Annotated in this window: 18 protein-coding genes; 14 read left to right on the forward strand and 4 right to left on the reverse strand. The window is 72.8% G+C overall.

Annotated elements, in window-relative coordinates:
• The first annotated feature begins 109 nt into the window (after positions 1-109).
• From ACZ619_RS11960 to ACZ619_RS11970, 3 genes are all read left to right on the forward strand, one after another.
• Positions 110-1,081, forward strand: a complete 972-nt coding sequence (locus ACZ619_RS11960; RefSeq protein WP_469597366.1) for an aldo/keto reductase — start codon at positions 110-112, stop codon at positions 1,079-1,081.
• 447 nt (positions 1,082-1,528) lie between these two features.
• Entirely contained in the window at positions 1,529-2,080 is a 552-nt protein-coding gene (locus ACZ619_RS11965) for a TetR/AcrR family transcriptional regulator (protein WP_469597367.1), read from the forward strand.
• Positions 2,077-3,603, forward strand: a complete 1,527-nt coding sequence (locus ACZ619_RS11970; RefSeq protein WP_469597370.1) for an MFS transporter — start codon at positions 2,077-2,079, stop codon at positions 3,601-3,603. Before ACZ619_RS11965 ends, ACZ619_RS11970 begins: the two co-directional genes overlap by 4 nt.
• Positions 3,604-3,622: 19 nt before the next feature.
• Here ACZ619_RS11970 and ACZ619_RS11975 read toward each other — a convergent pair whose 3' ends face one another.
• Complete coding sequence (locus ACZ619_RS11975) at positions 3,623-5,278, reverse strand: multicopper oxidase family protein (protein WP_469597373.1); 1,656 nt, start codon at positions 5,276-5,278, stop codon at positions 3,623-3,625.
• A 152-nt stretch (positions 5,279-5,430) separates the two neighbouring features.
• Positions 5,431-6,102 (reverse strand): lysophospholipid acyltransferase family protein, encoded by a 672-nt coding sequence (locus ACZ619_RS11980; protein ID WP_469597374.1) that lies wholly within the window; start codon positions 6,100-6,102, stop codon positions 5,431-5,433.
• A 353-nt stretch (positions 6,103-6,455) separates the two neighbouring features.
• Between ACZ619_RS11980 and ACZ619_RS11985 the strand changes: the two genes are divergently transcribed.
• The 3 genes from ACZ619_RS11985 to ACZ619_RS11995 all read left to right on the forward strand — a co-directional run bounded on the left by ACZ619_RS11985 (position 6,456) and on the right by ACZ619_RS11995 (position 8,763).
• Entirely contained in the window at positions 6,456-7,640 is a 1,185-nt protein-coding gene (locus ACZ619_RS11985) for a glycerophosphodiester phosphodiesterase (RefSeq protein ID WP_469597375.1), read from the forward strand.
• A 74-nt stretch (positions 7,641-7,714) separates the two neighbouring features.
• On the forward strand, positions 7,715-8,221 hold the full coding sequence (locus ACZ619_RS11990) for an RNA polymerase sigma factor (protein WP_469597377.1): 507 nt from the start codon (positions 7,715-7,717) through the stop codon (positions 8,219-8,221).
• 44 nt (positions 8,222-8,265) lie between these two features.
• Positions 8,266-8,763: a GNAT family N-acetyltransferase gene (locus tag ACZ619_RS11995; protein WP_469597524.1), complete on the forward strand. Its 498-nt coding sequence runs from the start codon at positions 8,266-8,268 to the stop codon at positions 8,761-8,763.
• Positions 8,764-8,857: 94 nt separating this feature from the next.
• Here ACZ619_RS11995 and ACZ619_RS12000 read toward each other — a convergent pair whose 3' ends face one another.
• Positions 8,858-9,298, reverse strand: a complete 441-nt coding sequence (locus ACZ619_RS12000; RefSeq protein ID WP_469597379.1) for a hypothetical protein — start codon at positions 9,296-9,298, stop codon at positions 8,858-8,860.
• Entirely contained in the window at positions 9,279-9,638 is a 360-nt protein-coding gene (locus ACZ619_RS12005; protein ID WP_469597381.1) for a hypothetical protein, read from the reverse strand. The genes ACZ619_RS12000 and ACZ619_RS12005 overlap by 20 nt, the downstream gene beginning before the upstream one ends.
• Before the next feature lie 69 nt (positions 9,639-9,707).
• Between ACZ619_RS12005 and ACZ619_RS12010 the strand changes: the two genes are divergently transcribed.
• The 8 genes from ACZ619_RS12010 (at position 9,708) to cobA (ending at position 21,213) form a co-directional block, all read left to right on the forward strand.
• Positions 9,708-10,358, forward strand: coding sequence for an HAD family hydrolase (locus ACZ619_RS12010; protein ID WP_469597382.1), 651 nt, complete (start codon positions 9,708-9,710; stop codon positions 10,356-10,358).
• A gap of 375 nt (positions 10,359-10,733) precedes the next feature.
• Positions 10,734-11,768: a methionine ABC transporter ATP-binding protein gene (locus tag ACZ619_RS12015; protein WP_469597384.1), complete on the forward strand. Its 1,035-nt coding sequence runs from the start codon at positions 10,734-10,736 to the stop codon at positions 11,766-11,768.
• Positions 11,765-12,493, forward strand: coding sequence for a methionine ABC transporter permease (locus ACZ619_RS12020; protein ID WP_469597386.1), 729 nt, complete (start codon positions 11,765-11,767; stop codon positions 12,491-12,493). The genes ACZ619_RS12015 and ACZ619_RS12020 overlap by 4 nt, the downstream gene beginning before the upstream one ends.
• 76 nt (positions 12,494-12,569) lie before the next feature.
• Positions 12,570-13,400, forward strand: a complete 831-nt coding sequence (locus ACZ619_RS12025) for a MetQ/NlpA family ABC transporter substrate-binding protein (protein ID WP_469597389.1) — start codon at positions 12,570-12,572, stop codon at positions 13,398-13,400.
• Positions 13,401-13,575: 175 nt separating this feature from the next.
• Entirely contained in the window at positions 13,576-14,205 is a 630-nt protein-coding gene (locus ACZ619_RS12030; protein ID WP_469597392.1) for a GNAT family N-acetyltransferase, read from the forward strand.
• A 114-nt stretch (positions 14,206-14,319) separates the two neighbouring features.
• Entirely contained in the window at positions 14,320-15,564 is a 1,245-nt protein-coding gene (gene cbiE, locus ACZ619_RS12035; protein ID WP_469597395.1) for a precorrin-6y C5,15-methyltransferase (decarboxylating) subunit CbiE, read from the forward strand.
• A 346-nt stretch (positions 15,565-15,910) separates the two neighbouring features.
• Positions 15,911-19,798 carry a nicotinate-nucleotide--dimethylbenzimidazole phosphoribosyltransferase gene (gene cobT, locus ACZ619_RS12040; protein ID WP_469597398.1) on the forward strand — a complete coding sequence of 1,296 codons (3,888 nt, stop codon included), beginning with the start codon at positions 15,911-15,913 and terminating at the stop codon, positions 19,796-19,798.
• Positions 19,799-19,980: 182 nt separating this feature from the next.
• Positions 19,981-21,213 (forward strand): uroporphyrinogen-III C-methyltransferase, encoded by a 1,233-nt coding sequence (cobA, locus tag ACZ619_RS12045; protein ID WP_469597400.1) that lies wholly within the window; start codon positions 19,981-19,983, stop codon positions 21,211-21,213.
• The last annotated feature ends 127 nt before the right edge of the window (positions 21,214-21,340 follow it).

Here is a 21,340-nt window from a genome sequence, read left to right on the forward strand (position 1 = left end):
ACCCGCACCCGCACCCGCACCGAACACCCCGAGCTGAACGCCGAACCAGAGGTCATCGCGGGTTACGTTGGTCAGGATCCGAATCGGAGCCGACCCACCGGAGCCCGCGATGCCCTTCGCCCGACTGGCCACAGCCACCACTCCCACCTGCCACATCGGCCTCGGCCTCGCCGCGGTCGGCCGCCCCGGCTACATCAACCTCGGCCGGGACGAGGACCTCGGGGAGAACCGCACCGTGGAGGCGCTCCGCACCCGCACCCACGAACTCCTCGACGCCGCCTACGCCCAGGGCGTCCGCTACTTCGACGCGGCCCGTTCCTACGGCCTCAGCGAGGAGTTCCTCGCCGGCTGGCTCACCGCCCACCCCGGCGTCGACGACGTGGTCATCGGCAGCAAATGGGGCTACACCTACACCGCCGACTGGACCACGGACGCCGAGAAGCACGAGGTCAAGGACCACAGCCTCGCGACCTACGAGCGCCAGCGCGCCGAGACCGCCGAACTCCTCGGCGACCGCCTCGACCTCTACCAGATCCACTCGGTGACCCCGGACAGCCCCGCCCTCACCGACAAGGACCTCCACGCCCGCCTCGCCGAAGCGGCCGCCGCCGGCCTCAGCGTGGGCTTCTCCACCAGCGGACCGGCCCAGGCCGCCGCGATCCGCGCCGCCCTCGCCGTCACGGTCGACGGCGAACCCCTCTTCCGCACCGTCCAGTCGACGTACAACGCCCTGGAGACCTCGGCCGGACCCGCCCTCGCCGAGGCGCACGACGCCGGACTGACGGTGATCGTGAAGGAGGGCATGGCCAACGGCCGCCTCGCCGGACCGTACGCCCCGGACGCGCTGCGGGCCGTCGCCGAGGAGACCGGCCTGGGCAGCGACGCCGTCGCCCTCGCCGTCGTACTGCGGCAGCCCTGGGCCGGTGTCGTCCTGTCCGGCGCCGCGACGCTCACCCAGCTCGCCTCCAACCTCCACGCGGCCGCCGTCGACCTCGACGAGGACCAGCTGACCCGCCTCGCCGCCCTCACCGAGAACCCGCACACGTACTGGGAACACCGCACCACCCTCCCCTGGCACTGACACGACCCCGCCTACCCGGATCAGCCGGCCCTGACCGGCCGGCTCCGATCAGCCGGCCCGGATCAGCCGGCCCTGACCGGCCGGCTCCGATCAACCGGCCCGGATCAACCGATTCGGATCAGTCGGCCCGGATCAACCGACCCGGATCAACCGACCCGGATCAGCCGATTCGGATCAGTCGGCCTGACCAGCCGGCTCCGATCAGCCGGCCCTGACCCGCCCCGTCCGCCCTGACTCGCCCGCCACCGGCCCGATCCGCCCTCACCGGCCCTGACCTGCCCCCTCGCCCGCCCGACCTGCCCGCCCCCGTCCGCCCGACCTGCCCGCCCCCGCCAGCCCGACCCGCCCTGACCTACCCGGCCCGGCCCCGCCGCCCCGACCTGCCTCTTATGAGTCGCGCGTGTTGATGGTGAGACAAAATTGTCTCATGTGGGTTAGTCTTGTCTCATGGCCCTCGATCGTGACCTCGTCCTGCGCAGCGCGGCCGCGCTGCTGACCCGTAAATCCACCGCGACCATGGACGAGGTCGCGAAGGCCGCCGGCATCAGCCGCGCCACCCTGCACCGCCACTTCGCCGGGCGCGACGCCCTCGTGCGCGCGCTGGAGGCGCTCGGCATCGAGGAGTGCGAGGCGGCCCTGGACGCGGCCCGCCCGGACGAGGGCCCCGCGGTGGACGCCGTGCGCCGGCTGGTCCGCGAGTTCGAGCCGTCCGCCGGTCTCATGGCCTTCCTCTACACCGAGAACCAGCTGTTCGAGGGCGAGGGCCAGAACCCTGGCTGGGTCCGTATCGACGAGCGCATCGCGGCGCTCTTCCGGCGCGGCCAGCAGAGCGGCGAGTTCCGTATCGACCTGACGCCGGCCTGGCTCACCGAGGCACTGTTCGGCCTGCTGGCCTCCGCGGCCTGGGCCGTGGCCGAGGGCCGCGTCGCCCCCAAGGACTTCACCCACATGATCGTCGAGCTGCTGCTCGGCGGCGCACGAAGGAGAGAGGAACCATGACCGGCACCCTGCAGCCGGCGCGTGCGGCGGAGACGGAGGAGAGGCGTCCGGGCCGTTGGCTCGCGCTCTCCGTCCTCGTGCTCGCCGTGCTGCTGGTGGCCGTGGACGCGACCGTCCTCGGCCTCGCGACCCCCTACATCAGCGAAGACCTCGACCCCACCGGCACCCAGCTGCTCTGGATCGGTGACGTCTACTCGTTCGTCATCGCCGGCCTGCTGGTCTCGATGGGCAGCCTCGGCGACCGCATCGGCCGCAAGCGGATCCTGCTCGGCGGTGCCACGGCGTTCGGCGCGATATCCGTGCTGAACGCCTATGCGACGACCCCCGAACTCATGATCCTGGCAAGGGCGTTGCTCGGTGTCGCGGGCGCGACGCTGATGCCCGCCACCCTCGCCCTGATCCGCAACCTCTTCCACGACCCGCGCGAGCGCAGCCTCGCCGTCGGCATCTGGGGCGCCACCGCCTCCGCCGGTACGGCCGTCGGCCCGATCGTGGGCGGCCTCCTGCTCGAACACTTCTGGTGGGGCTCGGTCTTCCTCATCAACCTGCCGGTGATGGCCGTCCTGGTCCTCGTCGGCCTGCGGACCCTGCCCGAGTCCCGCAACCCCGACCCCGGCCCCTGGGACCTGGCCAGCGTCGTCCTGTCGCTGGTCGGCATGATCGCGGTCGTGTACGCGGTGAAGGAGGCCGCGTCCCACGGCCTCACCGGCCCGGTCGCCGTCACCGCGGTGCTCGGCACGGCCGCGCTGTACGGCTTCGTCCGCCGCCAGCTCACCATGCCCAAGCCCCTGCTGGACATGCGGCTGTTCCGCGGGCGAGGCTTCAGCGGCGCGGTGCTGGCCGACCTGCTGACCGTGCTCGGCATGTCGGGGCTGGTGTTCTTCCTCTCCCAGTACCTGCAACTGGTCCAGGGCAGGTCCCCCTTCGAGGCGGGCCTGGCCGAAGCCCCCGCGGCGGCCGGCGCGGTGGCGGCGGGCCTGGTGGCCGGCCGGGCGGCCCGCCGGTACTCGGTGCGCGCGGTCGTCTCCGGCGGTCTGGCGGCCGTCGGTGCGGCCCTCGCCGCCCTGACCACGCTCTCGCAGTCCACCGGCTACCCGGTCCTCGGCGCCGCCCTCCTGGTGGTCGGCATCGGTGCCGGCTTCTCCTTCACGGTCACCGCGGACGTCATCCTCTCCAGCGTCCCCAGGGACCAGGCGGGCGCCGCCTCGGCGGTCTCCGAGACGGCGTACGAACTGGGCGCGGCGCTGGGCATCGCCCTGCTGGGCTCCATCGTGATGGGCGTCTACCGCGGCTTCCCGGCCCCGACGGGCACACCGGCAGCCGCCCACGAGTCCCTCGGCGCGGCGGTGGAGGCGTCGAGGACCATGCCCCCGCACGCGGCGGCCGAGATGCTCGCCGCGGCCCGCGACTCCTTCACCCACGGCCTGCACCTGGCCTCGGGCGCGGGCGCCGCGGTCCTGCTGGCCACGGCGCTGGCGGCCTGGTTCCTGCTGCGGGGCCAACGGCTGGAGAGCGCCGGGTGAGGGGTCCGCGGCGGCGCGGTCATCTCTTGTAACCGAGCACCGTCATCATCCCGCTCTCCGAGTGGTACTGGTTGTGACAGTGCAGCATCCACAGCCCGGGGTTGTCCGCGTCGAAGTCGAGCACCAGCTTGCGGTGCGGCAACACCAGCGTCGTGTCCTTGCGCGCGCCCACGGAGTTGATCCCGGTCACGGAGAACGTGTGGCCGTGCAGATGCATCGGGTGCCACATGTCGGTCGCGTTGATGAGGGTCAGCCGCACCCGCTCGCCGGCCCGTACGGCGTGCCGCTGGCGCACGTCGTACGCCTTGTGGTCGAAGCCCCAGTCGTAGTCGCGCATGTTGCCCGTGATCCTGATCCGCAGGTCCCGGTCGGGCACGCGGTCGTCGAGGGCGACGGACTCGGCCGGCAGCAGCCGCCGCGCCGGCACGCACTCGCGGTCCAGTTCGTCGGGCCGGACATCCGGCGACGGAAGGTTTCTTCCCTTGTCGGTGCGGAGGATCGCGAGCGCCTTGCCCTTCTTGCCCTCGGCCAGCGCGACGAGGGGGAAGACGCCGTCCTTCGCGGTGACGAGCACGTCGTACCGCTCGGCCATGCCGATGAGCAGCGTGTCGGTCTTCCGGTGCTGCACGGGATAGCCGTCGGTGTGGGTGATGGTCATGGCGTGGCCGCCGAGCGCGACCCGGAAGGCCGTCTCGGAGCCCGCGTTGATGAGCCGGATCCGGACGCGGTCGCCGGGGCGGCAGCGGAAGACGGAGGGGTCGGTGCGCAGCCGCCCGTTGGCCAGGTAGTGCGGGTAGGCGACGTTGCCGCCCTCCCCGTGCAGCATCCGGCTGTGGGAGTCGCGCAGCACCCGGTCCGGGCCCGTCGGCGCCTTGGCGCCGGACCGGGACCTGGACGGCGACGGCGAGGCGGAGGCGTGCGCCGACCCGTGCGGGCTCGGGCTGCCGCCGCGCTCGGGGCCCATGCCCATGCCCGCCTTCATCGCCATGGAGCCGCCGGGCTTGAGCTGGTCGAGCACCTGCTCGGGGGTGGAGCCCTCGATGCCGTCGACCCAGTCGTCCAGCACGACGATCCACTCGTGGTCGTAGGCGAGGGGCTCCCTGGGGTCGTCCACGATGAACGGCGCGTACAGGGCGCGGTCGGGCTGCATGCCGACGTGCGAGTGGAGCAGGTACGTGCCCGGGTGCGCGGCGACGAACCGGTAGACGAAGTCGGTCCCCGGCGCGATCGGGGCCTGGGTCAGGTCCGGCGCGCCGTCCATGTCGCAGCGCAGCCGCACCCCGTGCGCGTGCAGGGTGGTCTTCTCGGACAGCCGGTTGGCGAGGGTCAGGCTGAGGACGTCACCGGCGGTGACCCGCACCAGCGGCCCGGGCACCGACTCGTTGTACGACCAGCTGTGGACGGACCGCCCGCCCAGGTCCAGCATGCTCTCGGCGGCCGTGAACCGGACCATCCGGACCGGTCCGGATCCACGCCTGCGCTCGGCCGCGAGGACCTCTGGGTCCGACGGGTTGACGTACCCCTTGGGCCCCTGGGGGACGAACGCTCCGGTGCCGGCCATGTTGCGCGGGCCGGAACGCGGTTCGGGGCCGGAGTCGGAACACGAGGCAAGGAGCCCCGCGCCTGCGGCAGCGAGCGGAGCGCGGAGCAGGGTACGCCGAGAAGGTTTCTGCATGTCTGAATAAGACATGGTGTGTGCCCATATGGCCGGTAAATGCGAAGGAATGACCGGAGTGTCGGACCAGATTCCACCGGCAGGCGGACGACCGGCGCGGGACGCACGGAGGGGCACGGACCACCGGTCCGTGCCCCTGGGCCGAAAGAGTGTCAGGCGGCCTTCGCCTTCGTGGCGTACATGTCCACGTACTCCTGCCCCGACAGCCGCATGACCTCGGTCATCACGGAGTCGGTCACGGCCCGCAGCACGTAGCGGTCCCGGTCCATCCCCTCGTACCGCGAGAACTCCATCGCCTCGCCGAACCGGACGGTGACCTTGCCCGGCCGCGGGATGCCCGCGCCGCCCGGCTGGAGCTTGTCCGTGCCGATCATCGCGAAGGGCACCACCGGCGCGCCGGTCATCAGCGTCAGCCGCGCGATACCGGTGCGGCCCCGGTACAGCCGGCCGTCGGGGGAGCGGGTGCCCTCGGGGTAGATGCCGAAGATCCGGCCCTCGTCCAGGACCCGCTTGCCGGTCATCAGCGCGGCGACCCCGCCGCTCGCGCCGTCCCGGTCCACCGGGATCATGCCGACGCCGGTGAAGAACCAGGCCATCAGCCGGCCCTTGAACCCCTTGCCGGTGACGTACTCGTCCTTGCCGATGAAGAACACCTGCCGCTTGTTGACCAGCGGAAGGATCATCGAGTCGATGAACGTCAGATGGTTGCCGGCGAGGATGACCGGACCGTCCCCCGGGATGTGCTCCACGCCCTCCACCTGGGGGCGGAACATCAGGCGCATGATCGGTCCGAGCACTGCCTTGATGAGCGCGAAGCGGGACAACGGGTCCTCCGATGTCGAGGGGCGGTATGAGTCTGTGCAGGTGAGGACATTACTCGCGGCTCCGTGGGAAGCGCACATCGGGTACGGCCGGTTCACCGAGGTCTTACGCACTGTTGACGCTGGTTTACCTGCGGTGGCGCGCAGGAGACGGAACGTAACGCCCCTGCGACGATGTGACGGATGTCGCCGACGGTCCATCAGTACCGGGTGCCCATCTGCCATACGGCGTCACCCGGCCGTTGGGCCGGCCGTCTCCCCTCCGTCATGTCCGCGCCCCTACGATCGGCCCGAAATCACAGGCCCCGAAGGCGGAGCGCCCGCACATACGCAGGGCGGACGGCAGGAGAGCGCTCATGGACAAGCACGAGACGAACGAGCGGACCCAGGTGAACGGCACGACCGGACGGCGCGCCCTGCTCGGCGCGGCGATGCTCGGCGCCGGCGGCGCGGTCCTCGGACTGCCCGGCGCCGCCAGAGCGGCCGAGGCGACCGGGGCCGGCCACGGCAACGGCGGCCTGAAGAGCCTGCCGAAGCCGACGGTCATCGGCCACCGGGGCGCCAGCGGCTACCGCCCGGAGCACACCTTCGGCTCCTACGGGCTGGCCCTCGACCTCGGCGCCGACATCGTCGAGGCCGGCGACCTGGTCCCCACCAGGGACGGCCACCTCGTCTGCCGCCACGAGCCGGAGTTCGGCGGCACCACGGACGTCGCCGACCATCCCGAGTTCGCCGACCGCAGGACCACCAAAATCCTGGACGGCGTCTCCACCACCGGCTGGTTCACCGAGGACTTCACCCTCGCCGAACTCAAGACGCTCCGCGCGATCGAGCGCATCCCGGCCAACCGCCCGCACAACACCCTCTACAACGGCCGCTGGGAGATCCCCACCTTCGAGGAAGTCCTGAAGTGGCAGGACGAGCAGACCCGCAAGCGCGGCAAGCAGGTCTGGATCTACCCCGAGACCAAGCACCCCACCTACTTCCGGGCGCTCGGCCTGGGCCTGGAGGAGCGGGTCGCCAAGCTGCTGCGCAAGTACGGCAAGGACAAGCGCAACTCGCCGGTCATCCTCCAGTCCTTCGAGCCCACCAGCATCCAGCGCCTGAACACGCTGGTCGACAACCCGCTGGTCGTGCTGCTCTCCGGCGCCACCAGCCGGCCCTACGACTTCGTCGCGACCGGCGACCCGCGCACCGTCGCCGACCTGATCACGCCCAAGGGCCTGCGGGAGATCGCCGGCTACGCGCAGGGCATCGGCCCCACCCTGGACCTGGTCATCCCGAAGGACGCGAACGGCGACCTCACCACGCCGACCACGCTGGTCGCGGACGCGCACAAGGTGGGCCTGATCCTGCACCCCTACACCATGCGCAACGAGAACCCCTTCCTGCCGCCGGCCTTCCGCAAGGGCACCGACGCCGACGCCTACGGCGACGTCTTCGGCGTCTTCCGGACCTACTTCGCGACCGGCATCGACGGCGTCTTCTCGGACAACGCCGACACCGCGCTCCTGGCCCGCGCCGACTTCGTCAACGGCTGAGCCCCCGCACCCCGTTCGGGGTGTTCACCGGCCGCCCCGGCAACCCGGCCCGGGGCGGCCGCGTCGTTCCCCACATGACGCACGACCTGCTCGCGGCCCTGCGCCCCCTGCTCACCGCCGAGGCCTCGGCCGAGGCGCACGCCACCGGGGACGACCCCGGCGACCTCGAACAGTCGGTCTGGCTCCGCCTCCTGGAGCGCCTCCAGACCCACGGCCCGCCGCGCGCCCCGGCGGACTGGCTGCGCCGCGCCGTCCGCGCCGAGTCCCGCCGCACCCGCCGGACGGCCCGCCATGAACGGCCGTACGGCACCGAACCCGCCGACGCCACCGCCCCCGGCCCCGAACAGCAGGTCCTCGCCGGCGCCCACCACCGCGCCCTGCGCGAAGCGGTCGCCCGCCTCCCCGGCCGCTGCCCCCGTCTGCTCCAGGCCCTGCTCTCCGCGAGCGACCCGACATACCGGGAGATCGCGGGGGAGTTGGGTATCTCACAGGGCAGCCTGGGCCCGGAACGTTCCAGATGTCTGGGATGTCTGCGGCGATTGTTGACGCCGGAGGTTGCGGCTCGCGAAGTGCGGGGATAGGAGTGAGAACTACAGGCGATCAGGTGAGCGAGGGGCGTGCGCACATGGGCATGAGCGTGACCATCTCGGTGGCGACCGAGCAGGACGCAGAGCAGATCTTCAGGCTGCAGTACCTGTGCTTCCAGAGCGAGGCGGCGCTCTACGGGAACTACCGCATCGACCCGCTCGTCCAGAGCCTCGACTCGGTCCGCCAGGAACTCGCCACCGACTGCGTCTTCGTCGCCCGGCTCGGCGAGGAGGTCGTCGGCTCGGTCCGCGGCTCGGTCACCGAGGACGGCGCCGCCGCCATCGGCAAGCTCTGCGTCCACCCCCGCCTCCAGGGCCACGGCATCGGCGCACGCCTGCTGCGCGCGGCCGAGGGGGCGTTGGAGGAGGAGCGGGGCGCCAAGAAGTTCCGCCTGTTCACCGGCCACCGCAGCGAGGGCAACCTGAGGCTGTACCGCCGCGTCGGCTACGAGACGGTGGGCACGTCGAAGGGCGCGGACGGCGTACCGATGATCGTCCTGGAGAAGCCGGCCAGTACCTACGCGGCAACGGCCTGATCTCTCGGAGCCCGAACGCGGGGCGGTGTCCGATGTGCGGCTGCCGCCGCGTGGGCGCGACCGGCGTCAGCGCACCGCCAGTCGCGCACGTCCCTCAGGCGGTCTGCCCGCGCGCGCCCTTGCGCAGCCAGTACAGCGCGGAGAGCGGCAGCAGCACGGGAATGAACACGTACCCCATCCCGTAGTCCGACCACACGGTCGCGTCCGGGAACGCGGAAGGCTCGACAAGGGTCCACGTCCCCACGACCAGCACCCCCGCAAGCTCGGCGGCGCAGCACGCCTGCGCCACCTTGCGGGCGGTCTCGCCGCCCCGCACCAGCGTGTACGTGATGAACCCGTACACCACCCCCGCGACCGCGGACAGCGTGTATGCGAGCGGCGCCCGGCCGAACCCGGTCGCGATCTGGTAGGCGGACCGCGACACCGCTCCGACGACCATCACCCCGTAGAACCAGACGAGCAACGTGCCCGGCCCGCTGGTGAGCCGCTTCGGCTTCTCCGCCACGGCCGTCATCTCAGCCTCCCCAGATGTCATGGAGCCGCACCTCCAGCACGGCCAGCACCACACCGCCCGCGGCGACCGTCACCGATCCCCAGCGCGTCCGCTCCGCCAGCGACATGAACCCCGCGGCCGGGACGCACGCGAACGCGCCCAGCAGATAGGCGACGAAGATCGTCGTGCCCTGCTCCGGCTTCCCGCCCCGCGCCAGCAGCACGATCCCGGCCACCAGCTGGACCAGCGCCAGCACCGTCACCACGGCCATCCCGACGAAGTGCCAGTCCTTCGTCGGCTGGTCCCGGTACGCCGCCCAGCCGCACCACGCGGCGAGCAGCAGCGCGGCGACTCCGGTCACCAGCAGCAGGGCATTGAGCATGCGGCGACCTTATTACGGCCGAAACGGCCCGATGCCGCCGCCCCTGCCGTACACCGTAGGGTCGCCACCATGACGATCCGCGCACAAGCCCTGCTCTTCGACAACGACGGCACCCTGGTCTCCTCCCTCGACTCCGTGGAACGCTGCTGGACCCGCTGGGCCGGCGAGTACGGGATCACCCCCGGGGACTTCGCCCGCGTCGGACTGCACGGCCGTCCCGCGGTGGAGATCGTCGCCGACCTGCTCCCCGCCCACCTGGTCGCCGAGGCCGTGGCCCGCGTCGAGGAGCTGGAGCTGGCGGACGTCCCGGACGGCGGCGTCCGGCTGCTGCCCGGGACCGCCGCCCTGCTCGACTCCCTCCCCGCCGACCGCTGGGCCGTCGTCACCTCCGCCACCCGCCGCCTGGCCGAGGCCCGCCTGGACGCCGTGGGGATCCGGCCGAAGACGCTGATAGCCGCCGACGACATCACCCGCGGCAAGCCCGACCCCGAGCCCTACCTCCTCGCCGCCCGCCGGCTCGGCGTCGACCCGGCCGGCTGTGTGGTCTTCGAGGACGCCCCGGCCGGACTCCTGGCGGGCCGCGCGGCCGGGATGACCACCGTGGCGTTGGCCACAACCCACGCGGCCGGCGAACTCGACGCGGACCTCGTGGTCGAGGACCTCTCGGCCCTGTCGGCGCTGGTCACCGGCGACTGCGTCGAGATCTCCCCGCGCGGCTGAGACCCGCCCGCCGCCGTCCGGCATGCGGACGGCGGCGACCTGTCAGGACCCTGTGTCTGGTTTACTGGACGCATGACCACGACGAGCGACCGCACCCCTGCGACCGAGGCGACCATGACGCCCGGTGCTCGTTGTATGTGTCGAATGCGCGCCTTCTAGAGGGCCCCCGCACCACCCCAGAGCTCGCGCCCCGAAGCGAGACAGGTGGCTGTCCGTACGACGTGACGACGCGTGTACGTGACACCAGCCGCTTCCGCGCGCATGTTCTCCCCCCGGTTCAGCGCCCCAGCGAGAACCGTGCCGCGTCCCTGAACGAACGCATCCGTGCGCCCGGGCACACCCACGCCCGCGCACTCGACAGTGACGGAAACCCACGTGATCACCACAACGGGCCTCACCAAGGTCTACCGCTCGCGCGGTCGAGAGGTCACCGCCCTCGACGGCGTCGACCTGCACGTCCGCGAAGGCGAGGTGTACGGCGTCATCGGCCAGTCCGGCGCCGGCAAGTCCTCGCTCATCCGCTGCGTCAACCTGCTGGAACGCCCCACCGCCGGCACCGTGACGGTCGACGGACGCGACCTCACCGCCCTCGCCGGGCGCGGTCCCCGGGCCGGCCGGGAACTGCGGCAGGCGCGCAGCCGGATCGGCATGGTCTTCCAGCACTTCAACCTGCTGTCCTCCCGGACCGTCCAGGACAACGTCGAGCTGCCGCTCGAGATCCTCGGCACGTCCGGCAGGGAGCGGTCGCGCAAGGCCCTGGAACTGCTCGACCTCGTCGGACTCGCCGACAAGGCCAAGGCCTACCCGGCCCAGCTCTCCGGCGGCCAGAAGCAGCGCGTCGGCATCGCCCGCGCCCTCGCCGGCGACCCCAAGGTGCTGCTCTCCGACGAGGCCACCAGCGCCCTCGACCCGGAGACCACCCGCTCCATCCTCCAGCTGCTGCGCGACCTGAACCGGCAGCTGGGCCTCACCGTCCTGCTCATCACCCACGAGATGGACGTCGTGAAGTCGATCTGCGACTCGGCCGCCCTCATGGAGAAGGGGCGCGTCGTCGAGCAGGGCACCGTCAGCGAACTGCTCGCGACCCCGGGCTCCGAGCTGGCCGCCGCGCTCTTCCCGGTCGGCGGCGAGGCCTCCGGCGCGGACCGCACCGTCCTCGACGTCACCTTCCACGGCGAGGCCGCCACCCAGCCGGTCATCTCCCAGCTGTCCCGCACCTACAACATCGACATATCGATCCTCGGTGCGGCCATCGACACCGTGGGCGGCCTCCAGGTCGGCCGGATGCGCATCGAACTGCCCGGCCGCTACGAGGACAACGTGGTGCCCATCGGCTTCCTGCGCGAACAGGGCCTGCAGATCGACGTACTGGGCCGGGAGGCCCTGCTGGTGAAGGACGGTGCCAAGTGACCTGGTCCGAGATGCAGCCGCTGCTGTCGCAGGCGTGTTGGGACACCCTCTACATGGTCGGCTGGTCCACGCTGATCGCCGTGGTCGGCGGACTCCCGCTCGGCATCCTGCTCGTCCTCACCGACCGCGGCGGACTGCTCCAGAACGTGCTGGGCAACAAGGTCATCGGGCAGATCGTGAACATCGCCCGTTCCATGCCGTTCATCATCCTGATGGTCGCGCTGATGAGCTTCACGCGCTGGATCACCGGCACCACCATCGGCCGCGAGGCCGCCATCGTGCCGCTCGCCATCGGCGCCATCCCGTTCTTCGCGCGTCTGGTCGAGACCGCCGTCCGCGAAGTGGACGGCGGCCTCGTCGAGGCCGTGCAGTCGATGGGCGGCAACACCTGGACCGTCGTGCGCAAGGTCCTCGTGCCGGAGTCGCTGCCCTCGCTCATCTCCTCCACCACGACCACGATCGTCGCGCTCATCGGCTACTCCGCCATGGCCGGCACGGTCGGCGCCGGCGGCCTCGGCGACATCGCCATCCGCTACGGCTACCAGCGGTTCGAGACCCAGCTGATGTGGATCACCGTCGCGATCCTCGCCGTCGTCATCTCGGCCATCCAGTTCGCCGGCGACTACGCGGCCCGCTCCCTGCACCACCGCGGCGGACGCTCCGGCCCCGCCCCGAAGCTGCGCCTGCTGAAGGCCTCCTCCGCCACCACCGGCGAGACCGGCTGAGCCCGCCGCCACCCCCACGGTTTTCCCCGCACCACCAGCCGCGGGGTCGCTCCACCCATAAGGAAAGGCACTTTTCGTGCGTAACACCGCCAAGCTCACCACCGCCGTCCTCGCCGCCGGAGCCCTCACCTTCGGGCTCACCGCCTGCGGCTCGGACAAGGACTCCGCCTCCTCCGACTACAGCGGGCCGCTGGTCGTCGCCGCGAGCCCGACCCCGCACGCCGAGATCCTCGACTACGTCAAGGACCACCTGGCGAAGAAGGCCGGACTCGACCTCGAGGTCAAGGAGTTCACCGACTACATCACGCCGAACACGGCGACCGAGGACGGCTCGGTGGACGCCAACTACTTCCAGAACAAGCCGTATCTCGACGACTTCAACAAGAAGCGCGGCACCCACATCGTGCCCGTCGTCACGGTCCACCTGGAGCCGCTCGGCCTCTACTCCCACAAGGTCAAGAGCGTCGACGCGCTGAAGAGCGGCGCGACCGTCGCCGTCCCCAACGACGCCGTGAACGAGGCGCGTGCCCTCAAGCTGCTCGCCGCCAACGGGCTCATCACCCTCAAGGACGGCGCCGGCAGCGAGGCGACCCCGCAGGACATCGCCGAGAACCCGAAGAAGCTCCAGTTCAAGGAGGTCGAGGCGGCCCAGACCGCGCGCTCCCTGGACGACGTGGACGCCGCGGTGATCAACGGCAACTACGCCATCTCGGCCGGCATCAAGCCCGCCAAGGACGCCCTCGTCCTGGAGTCCGCGAAGAACAGCCCGTACGGCAACTTCCTCGCCGTCAAGAAGGGCAACGAGAAGGACCCGCGGGTCAAGAAGCTCGCCAAGCTCCTCACCTCGCCCGAGGTCAAGAAGTTCATCGAGGACAAGTACCAGGGCTCGGTCATCGCCTCCTTCTGACCCTGCGTCCGCACGTCCAAAGCGAACGTTCCGCACGTCCAAAGCGAACGTATCGCCACGCACGGGGTCCACTCCCTCACCGGGTGTGGACCCCGTCGTGCGGTTCGGTGGTTTCATGCTGCATGCTGGGCAGTTCGCAGGCCCTGAAGGATTTCCGAAGGTTACGGAGCGGCGCATGAGTAGCACCTTCCCCAACATCTCCATCAACACGGAGCGGTTGGTGCTGCGTCCCCTCGACGAGGACGACGTGCCCGCCCTGGCCGAGATGATGAACGACGAGCAGGTCGCCGCCTGGACCGACGTCCCCCAGCCGTTCACCGAGGACGGCGCCCGGCACTGGGTCGCCGAGCACGCCCCCGCCCAACGCACCACGGGCAGAGGCCTGGACCTCGCGGTCACCGAGTTCCTGACCCAGCGCCTGGTCGGCATAGTCCAGCTGTCCAGGACCAACTGGCACATCCGGTCCACCGAGCTGTCCTACATCGTCGCCCCCTGGGCGCGCGGTGAGGGCTACGCCTCCGAGGCCGCGCTCGCCACCTCCCAATGGCTCTTCCGCGAGCAGAAGTTCGAGCGCATCGAACTGCGCACCGCCGCCGACAACACCGCCTCCCAGCAGGTGGCCCAGAAGATCGGCTGTATCAGCGAGGGCGTGCTGCGCAACGCGTGCATCGTCCACGTCCGCACCGAGAACGGCACCTGGGCCGACCTGCGCACCGACTTCATCGTGTGGAGCCTGCTCCCGGAGGACCTGGAGGGCGCGGGCGAGGAACTCGCCGGCAGTGACGGCTTCACCTCCTGGAACTGACGCCGGCCCGACTCGCCCCGTCGCGCGCCCGACAGCTCCACCAGGTACTCTCACGGAGCCCGGCCACGGGCCCCGTACCCTGACGACCTGCGAAAACCCTGGAGACTGACGACGATGGCCGACCGGGTCACGGTGATCGGCTGGGACGGCTCGCCCCTGACCGCCGCGGGACGCGGCGCCCTGGGCGCCGCCACGCTCGTCGCGGGCGCGGCCCACCATCTGGATCTGCCCGAGGTGCCGCACGGCGCCGAGCGCATCCGCCTCGGCAGCGTCGCCCTCGCCGCCCGCCGCATCGCCGGCCACCGCGGCACCGCGGTGGTGCTCGCCGACGGCGACCCGGGCTTCTTCGGGGTCGTACGGACCCTGCGCGCACCCGAGTTCGGCCTGGAGGTCGAGGTCGTCCCCGCCGTCTCCTCGGTCGCCGCCGCCTTCGCCCGGGCCGGGATGCCCTGGGACGACGCACAGGTGGTCGTCGCGCACCCGCGCACCCTGCGACGCGCGGTGAACGTCTGCCGCGCCCACACCAAGGTCGCCGTTCTCACCTCACCCGGCGCCGGACCCGCCGAGCTCGGACTGCTCATGGAGGGCGTCCACCGCACCTTCGTCATCTGCGAGGAACTCGGCACCGGCCGCGAGCGGGTCTCCGTCGTCACCTCCGACAAGGCCGCCGACCACACCTGGCGCGACCCCAACGTCGTCATCGTCATCGGCGGCCCGGCCGGACCGGTGGCAGCGGCGGGCCCGGCGGGCGCGGCCGAGGGCGGCGGCTGGATCGCCGGCCGGGACCCGGCGGCCGGCCCCCGCGGCTGGGTCCGGCCGGACGCGGAGTACGGCGACGGAGTCGCCCTCGGCGAAGGGGAGACGGACCTGATCCGGGCCGCCCAACTCGCCCGGCTGGGACCCCGCACGGGCGACCTCGTCTGGGACATCGGCTGCGGCAGCGGGGCGTTCGCCACCGAGGCCGCGCGCGCCGGAGCCGCCGTCATCGCCGTCGACCGGGACCTCGCGGCCTGCGTGCGCAGCGAGTCGGCCGCCCGCCGGTTCGGGGTACAGCTCCAGATCGTGCACGGCGGCGCGCCCCATGTGCTGGAGAACCTGCCCGAACCCGATGTCGTCCGGGTCGGCGGCGGGGGAGCGGCCGTGGTCACCGCGGTCGCCGACCGCCGCCCGCAGCGCATCGTCACCCACGCCGCGACCCGCGACGCGGCCGAACGCGTCGGCCGCGACCTCACCGAGCACGGATACCAGGTCGAGTGCGCCCTCCTCCAGTCCGTCGAACTCGACACCAGGGCCTGGACGGAGACGGAACGGAACGTCGTGTTCCTGCTGAGTGGCGTCCTGCCCGAGCGCGCCCCGTGATCCTGTTGTCATACTTCGCGCGGTAGGCTGGCCGATCGCTGCACCGCACCGGTGGCCCGGAAATTCGTTCCTCAATGTCCGGAAAACACGCCCCTTTTGGGGTGGGTGTGGTAGGGCGGAAACCGGGGACACGCGCAACGTGGCGCAGTCCACAGCGGGCTGTCGCGGATCACGCTGTCGCGACGGTCGAACGGCCGGGACAATGCCACTGAATGGCTTTGTCGCCTTTTCCGGCGGGTCGTTCGTGCCGCTGGGCACGCACGCTCGTTCTCACTGTGGGGCGGTCGGTGCGCCGCCCCGGGTGAGCTGGTCGTAGAAGGCACTAACCGATGGGCGAGGGGTACGCATGACGGACACCGGCCAGGTCCCGGGCGAGGGACTGCCGGAGAGCGCAGGCATGGTGGAACAGCCGGGCGTTCCCGCGCACGGCGCGTACACCTACCTCTCCGAGTCGCCCGCCGAGGACGAAGAGCTGCTCCTGCCCGGCGCCCAGGGCGCCTGGGGCAACGAGGTGCCGCCGCCGGCCCCGGAGCCGGTCGTCGAGACCGTCCACGAGCCCGGCCCGCACGAGACGGCGGGCCGTGACAGCGGCTCGGTCGACCTCACCGCCGTCCGGCTGCCCAGCTCGGTGCCCGCGTCCCCGATCCTCTCGGTGCCGCACGACCCGACGCTGGCCCCGGCCCCCCGCCGCCCGCTGCACCTCGGCCCGCCCATCCCCGACGCCTCCGCCAGCCCGGTCCGCTCCCTCGCCGACCGCGGCCCCGCGGGTGTGCCGGTACGGCAGCCCGGTCTGCCGGCGGCCGGTGCCCCCGAGTACCTCGACGTCCAGCCGCCGCGTGAGACCGTGCCTCAGCCGGCCGCGCCCTGGGGTGCGCCGCAGGGCGCCCCGCAGGCCGTGCCCCGGCCCGTTCCGCAGGCCGCGCCGGTGGCACAGGTGAGCGTGCAGGCCCCGGCTGCCGAAACGGTTGCTCCGGTTCAGGAGCCGGTCGCCGCCCCCGCTCCCGCCGTCAGCGCCGTCGCCGCGGCGGTCGCCGCCGCTCCGGTCGCTGCCGCTCCGGTTGCCGCCACGGCGGTCGCCGCCGCTGCGGTCGCTGCCGCTCCGGTCGCCCTCGCGCCGGAGCCCGTGGCGGCCCAGCAGCCTCCGACGCCCCAGGTGCCCGTGGCACAGGTGCCGGCCGACCCGTCCGGTGCGGCCCAGGCGGCCGTCGCCCGGCTCGCCGCGGGGGTCGTGGCCGCCGAGGCCCCGGCCAGGCCCGCGGGCGGGGACGTCCCCGCGTCGGCCGTGGAGCCGGTGGCGCCGCCGGTCGCCGAGGCCGCGGAGGCGCCGGTGGTACCCGGTGGTCCGGAGGGCCCGCAGGGACCGGAGTCCGCACCGGTCGCGGAGACAGCGGAGACAGCGGAGGTCGCGGAGACAGCGGAGGTCCCGCAGGCCGCGGAAGCGGTGGAGGTCCCGCAGGCTGCCCAGCTTCCGCAGGTCCCCCAGGTTCCGCAGGAGCCGCAGGGGCAGGACGCCGTGCCGGTGTCCGGCGTCGGCGTCGCTCCGGGCCTGGCCCCCGCCGAGCCTGCCGAGGCCGTTGTGCCCGAGGCGGTCGTGCCCGAGGCCGTGGCGCCCGAGGTGGTCGTGCCCGAGGCGGTCGTGCCCGTGGTGGAAGAAGTGGAGGCCGGTCAGCCCGTGGAGGCGGCCGTCCCGGAGCCGGTCGCCGACGCCGAGGTGGCCGAGCCGGGGCAGCCCGCGCCGCAGGCGGTTCCGGAGCAGCAGGCAGCAGTGGAGCAGGTGGAGCAGGTCGTGGAACCGGTCGTACCCGAGCAGGCCGTGGCGGAGGCCGTCGTGCCCGAGCCCGCCCCCGCCCCGGAGGCCGTCGTGCCCGAGCCCGCCCCGGCCCCCGAAGCCGTCACGCCCGAGCCCGCCCCGGCCCCGCAAGCGCTCACGGCCGAGCCCGTTCAGCAGCCCGTCGACGCGCGGCCCGGGACGGCCCCCGCCGAGGAGTCCGCCCCGGCCGCCGAGGCCCCGCAACAGCCCGAGCCCCTCGCCGCCGCTGCCGAGGCCGGGCAGCCCGCTCCGGCCGCCGACGCCGTGGCGCCCGAGGCCCCGGCCCAGGCCCCCGTGGCCGTCGCCGCGCCCGAGTTCCCCGAGGCGCCGGTGACCCTGGCCGGCCCCCAGATCCAGGGCGCGCCCGCCCCCGAGGAGACCCCGGCGGTCCAGGAGCCCCTGGCCGCGGCCGTCCCCATGGCACCGGCACCCGATCAGCCGCTGGGCGAGTTCGTCGCCGTCCACGGCCAGGTGCCGACCACCCCGCACCTCGCCCCGACCCCGCCGCACCCCCTGGTCCTCCCCGGCCACGAGCAGGGCGAGCCCGCGCCGGAGCAGGCCGCGACCGTCCCGGCGCCCCGTGAGGCCGAGCCCGGCCCCGACGTCGTACAGCAGGCGGAGGACCTGGAGACCAGGGCCGCCGACCAGGAGGAGCCCCCGGCTCCCGTGGCGGAGCCGCGCCAGCCCACCGGTCCCGCCGCGCCCGCCTACGACGACGCCGAGCGCGAGGCCGTCCTCAAGGTCATGCGCGAACGCCGTGACATCCGCAACGGCTTCCGCAGCGACCCCATCCCGCACGAGGTGCTGCTGCGCGTCCTGGAGGCCGCCCACACCGCGCCCTCCGTCGGCCACTCCCAGCCCTGGGACTTCGTCGTCATCCGTTCGGCGGACACCCGCCACGCCATGCACGAACTGGCCATGCGCCAGCGCGACGCCTACGCCAAGTCGCTGCCCAAGGGCCGTGCCAAGCAGTTCAAGGAACTGAAGATCGAGGCCATCCTCGACACCCCGGTGAACATCGTGGTCACCGCCGACCCGACCCGGGGCGGCCGCCACACCCTCGGCCGGCACACCCAGCCGCAGATGGCGCCCTACTCGGCCGCCCTCGCCGTCGAGAACCTCTGGCTCGCCGCCCGCGCCGAGGGCCTCGGCGTCGGCTGGGTCAGCTTCTTCGACGAGCGCGAGATGGTCCGCGCCCTCGGCCTGCCCGAGCACCTGGAGGTCATCGCCTACCTGTGCGTCGGCTACGTCGACGAGTTCCCGGACGAGCCCGAGCTGATGCAGGCCGGCTGGTCCAAGCGCCGCCCGCTGTCGTGGGTCGTGCACGAGGAGACGTACGGCCGTCGCGCGCTGCCCGGCGAGGACCCGCACGACCTGCTCGCCGAGACCGTCGCCAGCGTCCGTCCGCTGGACGCCAAGGCGCTCGGCGAGGCCTGGGAGCGGCAGAAGCGGATGACCAAGCCGGCCGGCGCGCTCGGCATGCTGGAGATCATCTCCGCGCAGCTGTCGGGCCTGTCCCGGCAGTGCCCGCCGCCGATCCCGGAGCCCGCGGCCGTCGCGATCTTCGCCGGCGACCACGGAGTGCACGCCCAGGGCGTCACCCCCTGGCCGCAGGAGGTCACCGCGCAGATGGTGGCCAACTTCCTCGGCGGAGGGGCGGTCTGCAACGCCTTCGCCGGGCAGGTCGGCGCCGAGGTGTGCGTGGTGGACGTCGGCGTGGCCGCCGAGCTGCCCGCGACCCCGGGGCTCCTCCCGCGCAAGGTCCGGGCCGGCACCTCCGACATGACGACCGGTCCCGCGATGACCCGCGAGGAGGCCAAGCAGGCCATCGAGGTGGGCATCGAGACCGCCCGCGACCTGGTGGCGGCCGGCAACAAGGCGCTGCTCACCGGCGAGATGGGCATCGCCAACACCACGGCGTCCGCGGCGCTCATCTCCGTCTTCACCGGCGCCGACCCCGCCGAGGTCACCGGCCGGGGCACCGGCATCAACGACGAGACCCTCGCCCGCAAGACCGAGGTCGTCCGCCGGGCCCTGGAGGTCCACCAGCCGGACCCGGCCGACCCGATCGGCGTCCTCGCCGCGGTCGGCGGCTTCGAGCACGCGGCGATGGTCGGCCTGCTGCTCGGCGGCGCGTCCCTGCGTACGCCGGTGATCCTGGACGGCGTCAGCGCGGGCGCGGCCGCCCTGGTGGCCCGCGCGATCGCCCCCGAGGTGCTGGCCGCGTGCATCGCCGGCCACCGCAGCGCCGAACCGGGCCATGTCGCCGCCCTCAACAAGCTGGGCCTGCGCCCCCTGGTCGACCTGGACCTCCGGCTGGGCGAGGGCACGGGTGCCCTGCTGGCCCTGCCGCTGGTCCAGAGCACGGCGCGGGCCATGCACGAGGTCGCCACGTTCGACTCCGCCGGCGTGACGGAGAAGTAGGGGGCCGCGGCGCCGGGTGCGCACGACGACCGGCCGTGGCTGCGCCCCTGCGGGCGCGGCCGTCCGCGGCCGTGCCCTCGGCCCGGGCCGCCCAGCCACCGGACACCTGACCCGCCACATCGCCCTGCCGCTTAAAATCTGCACGTCAGGGCTATAGCAACGCCTCGGAGGAGCCGCACCTCATGGCCGAACACCCCGCCTACCCCGTAGGCCTCCGCCTCACCGGCCGCAAGGTGGTCGTCCTCGGCGGTGGCCAGGTGGCCCAGCGCCGCCTCCCGGCCCTCGTCGCGGCGGGCGCCGACATCACCCTCGTATCGCCGGAGGCCACCCCCTCCGTCGAGGCGATGGCGGACGCCGGCGAGATCACCTGGGCCAGGCGCGCCTACCAGGACGGCGACCTCCAGGACGCCTGGTACGCGCTCATCGCCACCAGCGACCTCGACGCCAACACCGCCGCCTCCGCCGAGGCCGAGCGCAACCGCGTCTGGTGCGTGCGCTCCGACGACGCCGACCGGGCCACCGCCTGGACCCCGGCGACCGGCCACAGCGAGGGCGTCACGGTCGCCGTGCTGACCACCGACGCGCGCGGCCGCGACCCCCGGCACACCGCCGCCATCCGGGACGCGGTCGTCGAGGGCCTGCGCGACGGCACGCTCGTCGCCCCGCACCACCGCACCCGCACCCCCGGCGTCGCCCTGGTCGGCGGCGGCCCCGGCGACCCCGACCTGATCACGGTGCGCGGCCGCCGCCTGCTGGCCGAGGCCGACGTCGTCATCGCCGACCGCCTCGGCCCCCGCGACCTGCTCGCCGAACTCCCGCCGCACGTCGAGGTGATCGACGCGGCGAAGATCCCGTACGGCCGCTACATGGCCCAGGAGGCCATCAACAACGCCCTGATCGAGCACGCGAAGCAGGGCAAGTCGGTGGTACGCCTCAAGGGCGGCGACCCCTACGTCTTCGGCCGGGGCATGGAGGAGGTCCAGGCGCTCGCCGAGGCCGGCATCCCCTGCACCGTCGTCCCGGGCATCTCCAGCTCGATCTCGGTGCCGTCCGCGGCCGGCATCCCGGTCACGCACCGGGGCGTCGCCCACGAGTTCACCGTGGTCAGCGGCCATGTCGCGCCGGACGACGAGCGCTCGCTGGCCGACTGGGCCTCCCTCGCGAAACTCACCGGCACCCTCGTCGTCCTCATGGGCATCGACAAGATAGGGAAGATCGCCGAGACACTTGTCGCCCACGGCAGGTCCCCCGAGACTCCGGTCGCCCTCGTCCAGGAGGGCACGACGGCCGCGCAGCGCCGGGTCGACGCCACCCTCGCCACCGTGGCGGACGTGGTGCGGACCGAGGAGGTCAGGCCCCCGGCGGTCATCGTCATCGGCGAGGTCGTGAACGTCGGACCGCGGACGTCCGCCTGAAGAGGCCCGGTCGCCGGAAGAGGTCCGGCTGCCGGAGAGGGCACGGCTGCCCGAGGGCGCCGGCGTAACCCCGGGTAACACAACCCGTTCCAGACCATTGGCACCCCACCCAGGACAAGGCAGTATC

This window comes from Streptomyces sp. NPDC104367 (assembly GCF_055583825.1).

Bases quoted from the DNA above. Each gene is read 5' to 3' on its own strand.
- ACZ619_RS12030 (WP_469597392.1), top strand. From the start codon at position 13,576: ATGAGTAGCACCTTCCCCAACATCTCCATCAACACGGAGCGGTTGGTG.
- ACZ619_RS12005 (WP_469597381.1), bottom strand. From the start codon at position 9,638: ATGCTCAATGCCCTGCTGCTGGTGACCGGAGTCGCCGCGCTGCTGCTC.
- ACZ619_RS11995 (WP_469597524.1), top strand. From the start codon at position 8,266: ATGGGCATGAGCGTGACCATCTCGGTGGCGACCGAGCAGGACGCAGAG.
- ACZ619_RS11985 (WP_469597375.1), top strand. From the start codon at position 6,456: ATGGACAAGCACGAGACGAACGAGCGGACCCAGGTGAACGGCACGACC.
- cobA (WP_469597400.1), top strand. From the start codon at position 19,981: ATGGCCGAACACCCCGCCTACCCCGTAGGCCTCCGCCTCACCGGCCGC.
- cbiE (WP_469597395.1), top strand. From the start codon at position 14,320: ATGGCCGACCGGGTCACGGTGATCGGCTGGGACGGCTCGCCCCTGACC.
- ACZ619_RS11965 (WP_469597367.1), top strand. From the start codon at position 1,529: ATGGCCCTCGATCGTGACCTCGTCCTGCGCAGCGCGGCCGCGCTGCTG.
- ACZ619_RS12010 (WP_469597382.1), top strand. From the start codon at position 9,708: ATGACGATCCGCGCACAAGCCCTGCTCTTCGACAACGACGGCACCCTG.
- ACZ619_RS11990 (WP_469597377.1), top strand. From the start codon at position 7,715: ATGACGCACGACCTGCTCGCGGCCCTGCGCCCCCTGCTCACCGCCGAG.
- ACZ619_RS11975 (WP_469597373.1), bottom strand. From the start codon at position 5,278: ATGCAGAAACCTTCTCGGCGTACCCTGCTCCGCGCTCCGCTCGCTGCC.
- ACZ619_RS11970 (WP_469597370.1), top strand. From the start codon at position 2,077: ATGACCGGCACCCTGCAGCCGGCGCGTGCGGCGGAGACGGAGGAGAGG.
- ACZ619_RS11960 (WP_469597366.1), top strand. From the start codon at position 110: ATGCCCTTCGCCCGACTGGCCACAGCCACCACTCCCACCTGCCACATC.
- ACZ619_RS12000 (WP_469597379.1), bottom strand. From the start codon at position 9,298: ATGACATCTGGGGAGGCTGAGATGACGGCCGTGGCGGAGAAGCCGAAG.
- cobT (WP_469597398.1), top strand. From the start codon at position 15,911: ATGACGGACACCGGCCAGGTCCCGGGCGAGGGACTGCCGGAGAGCGCA.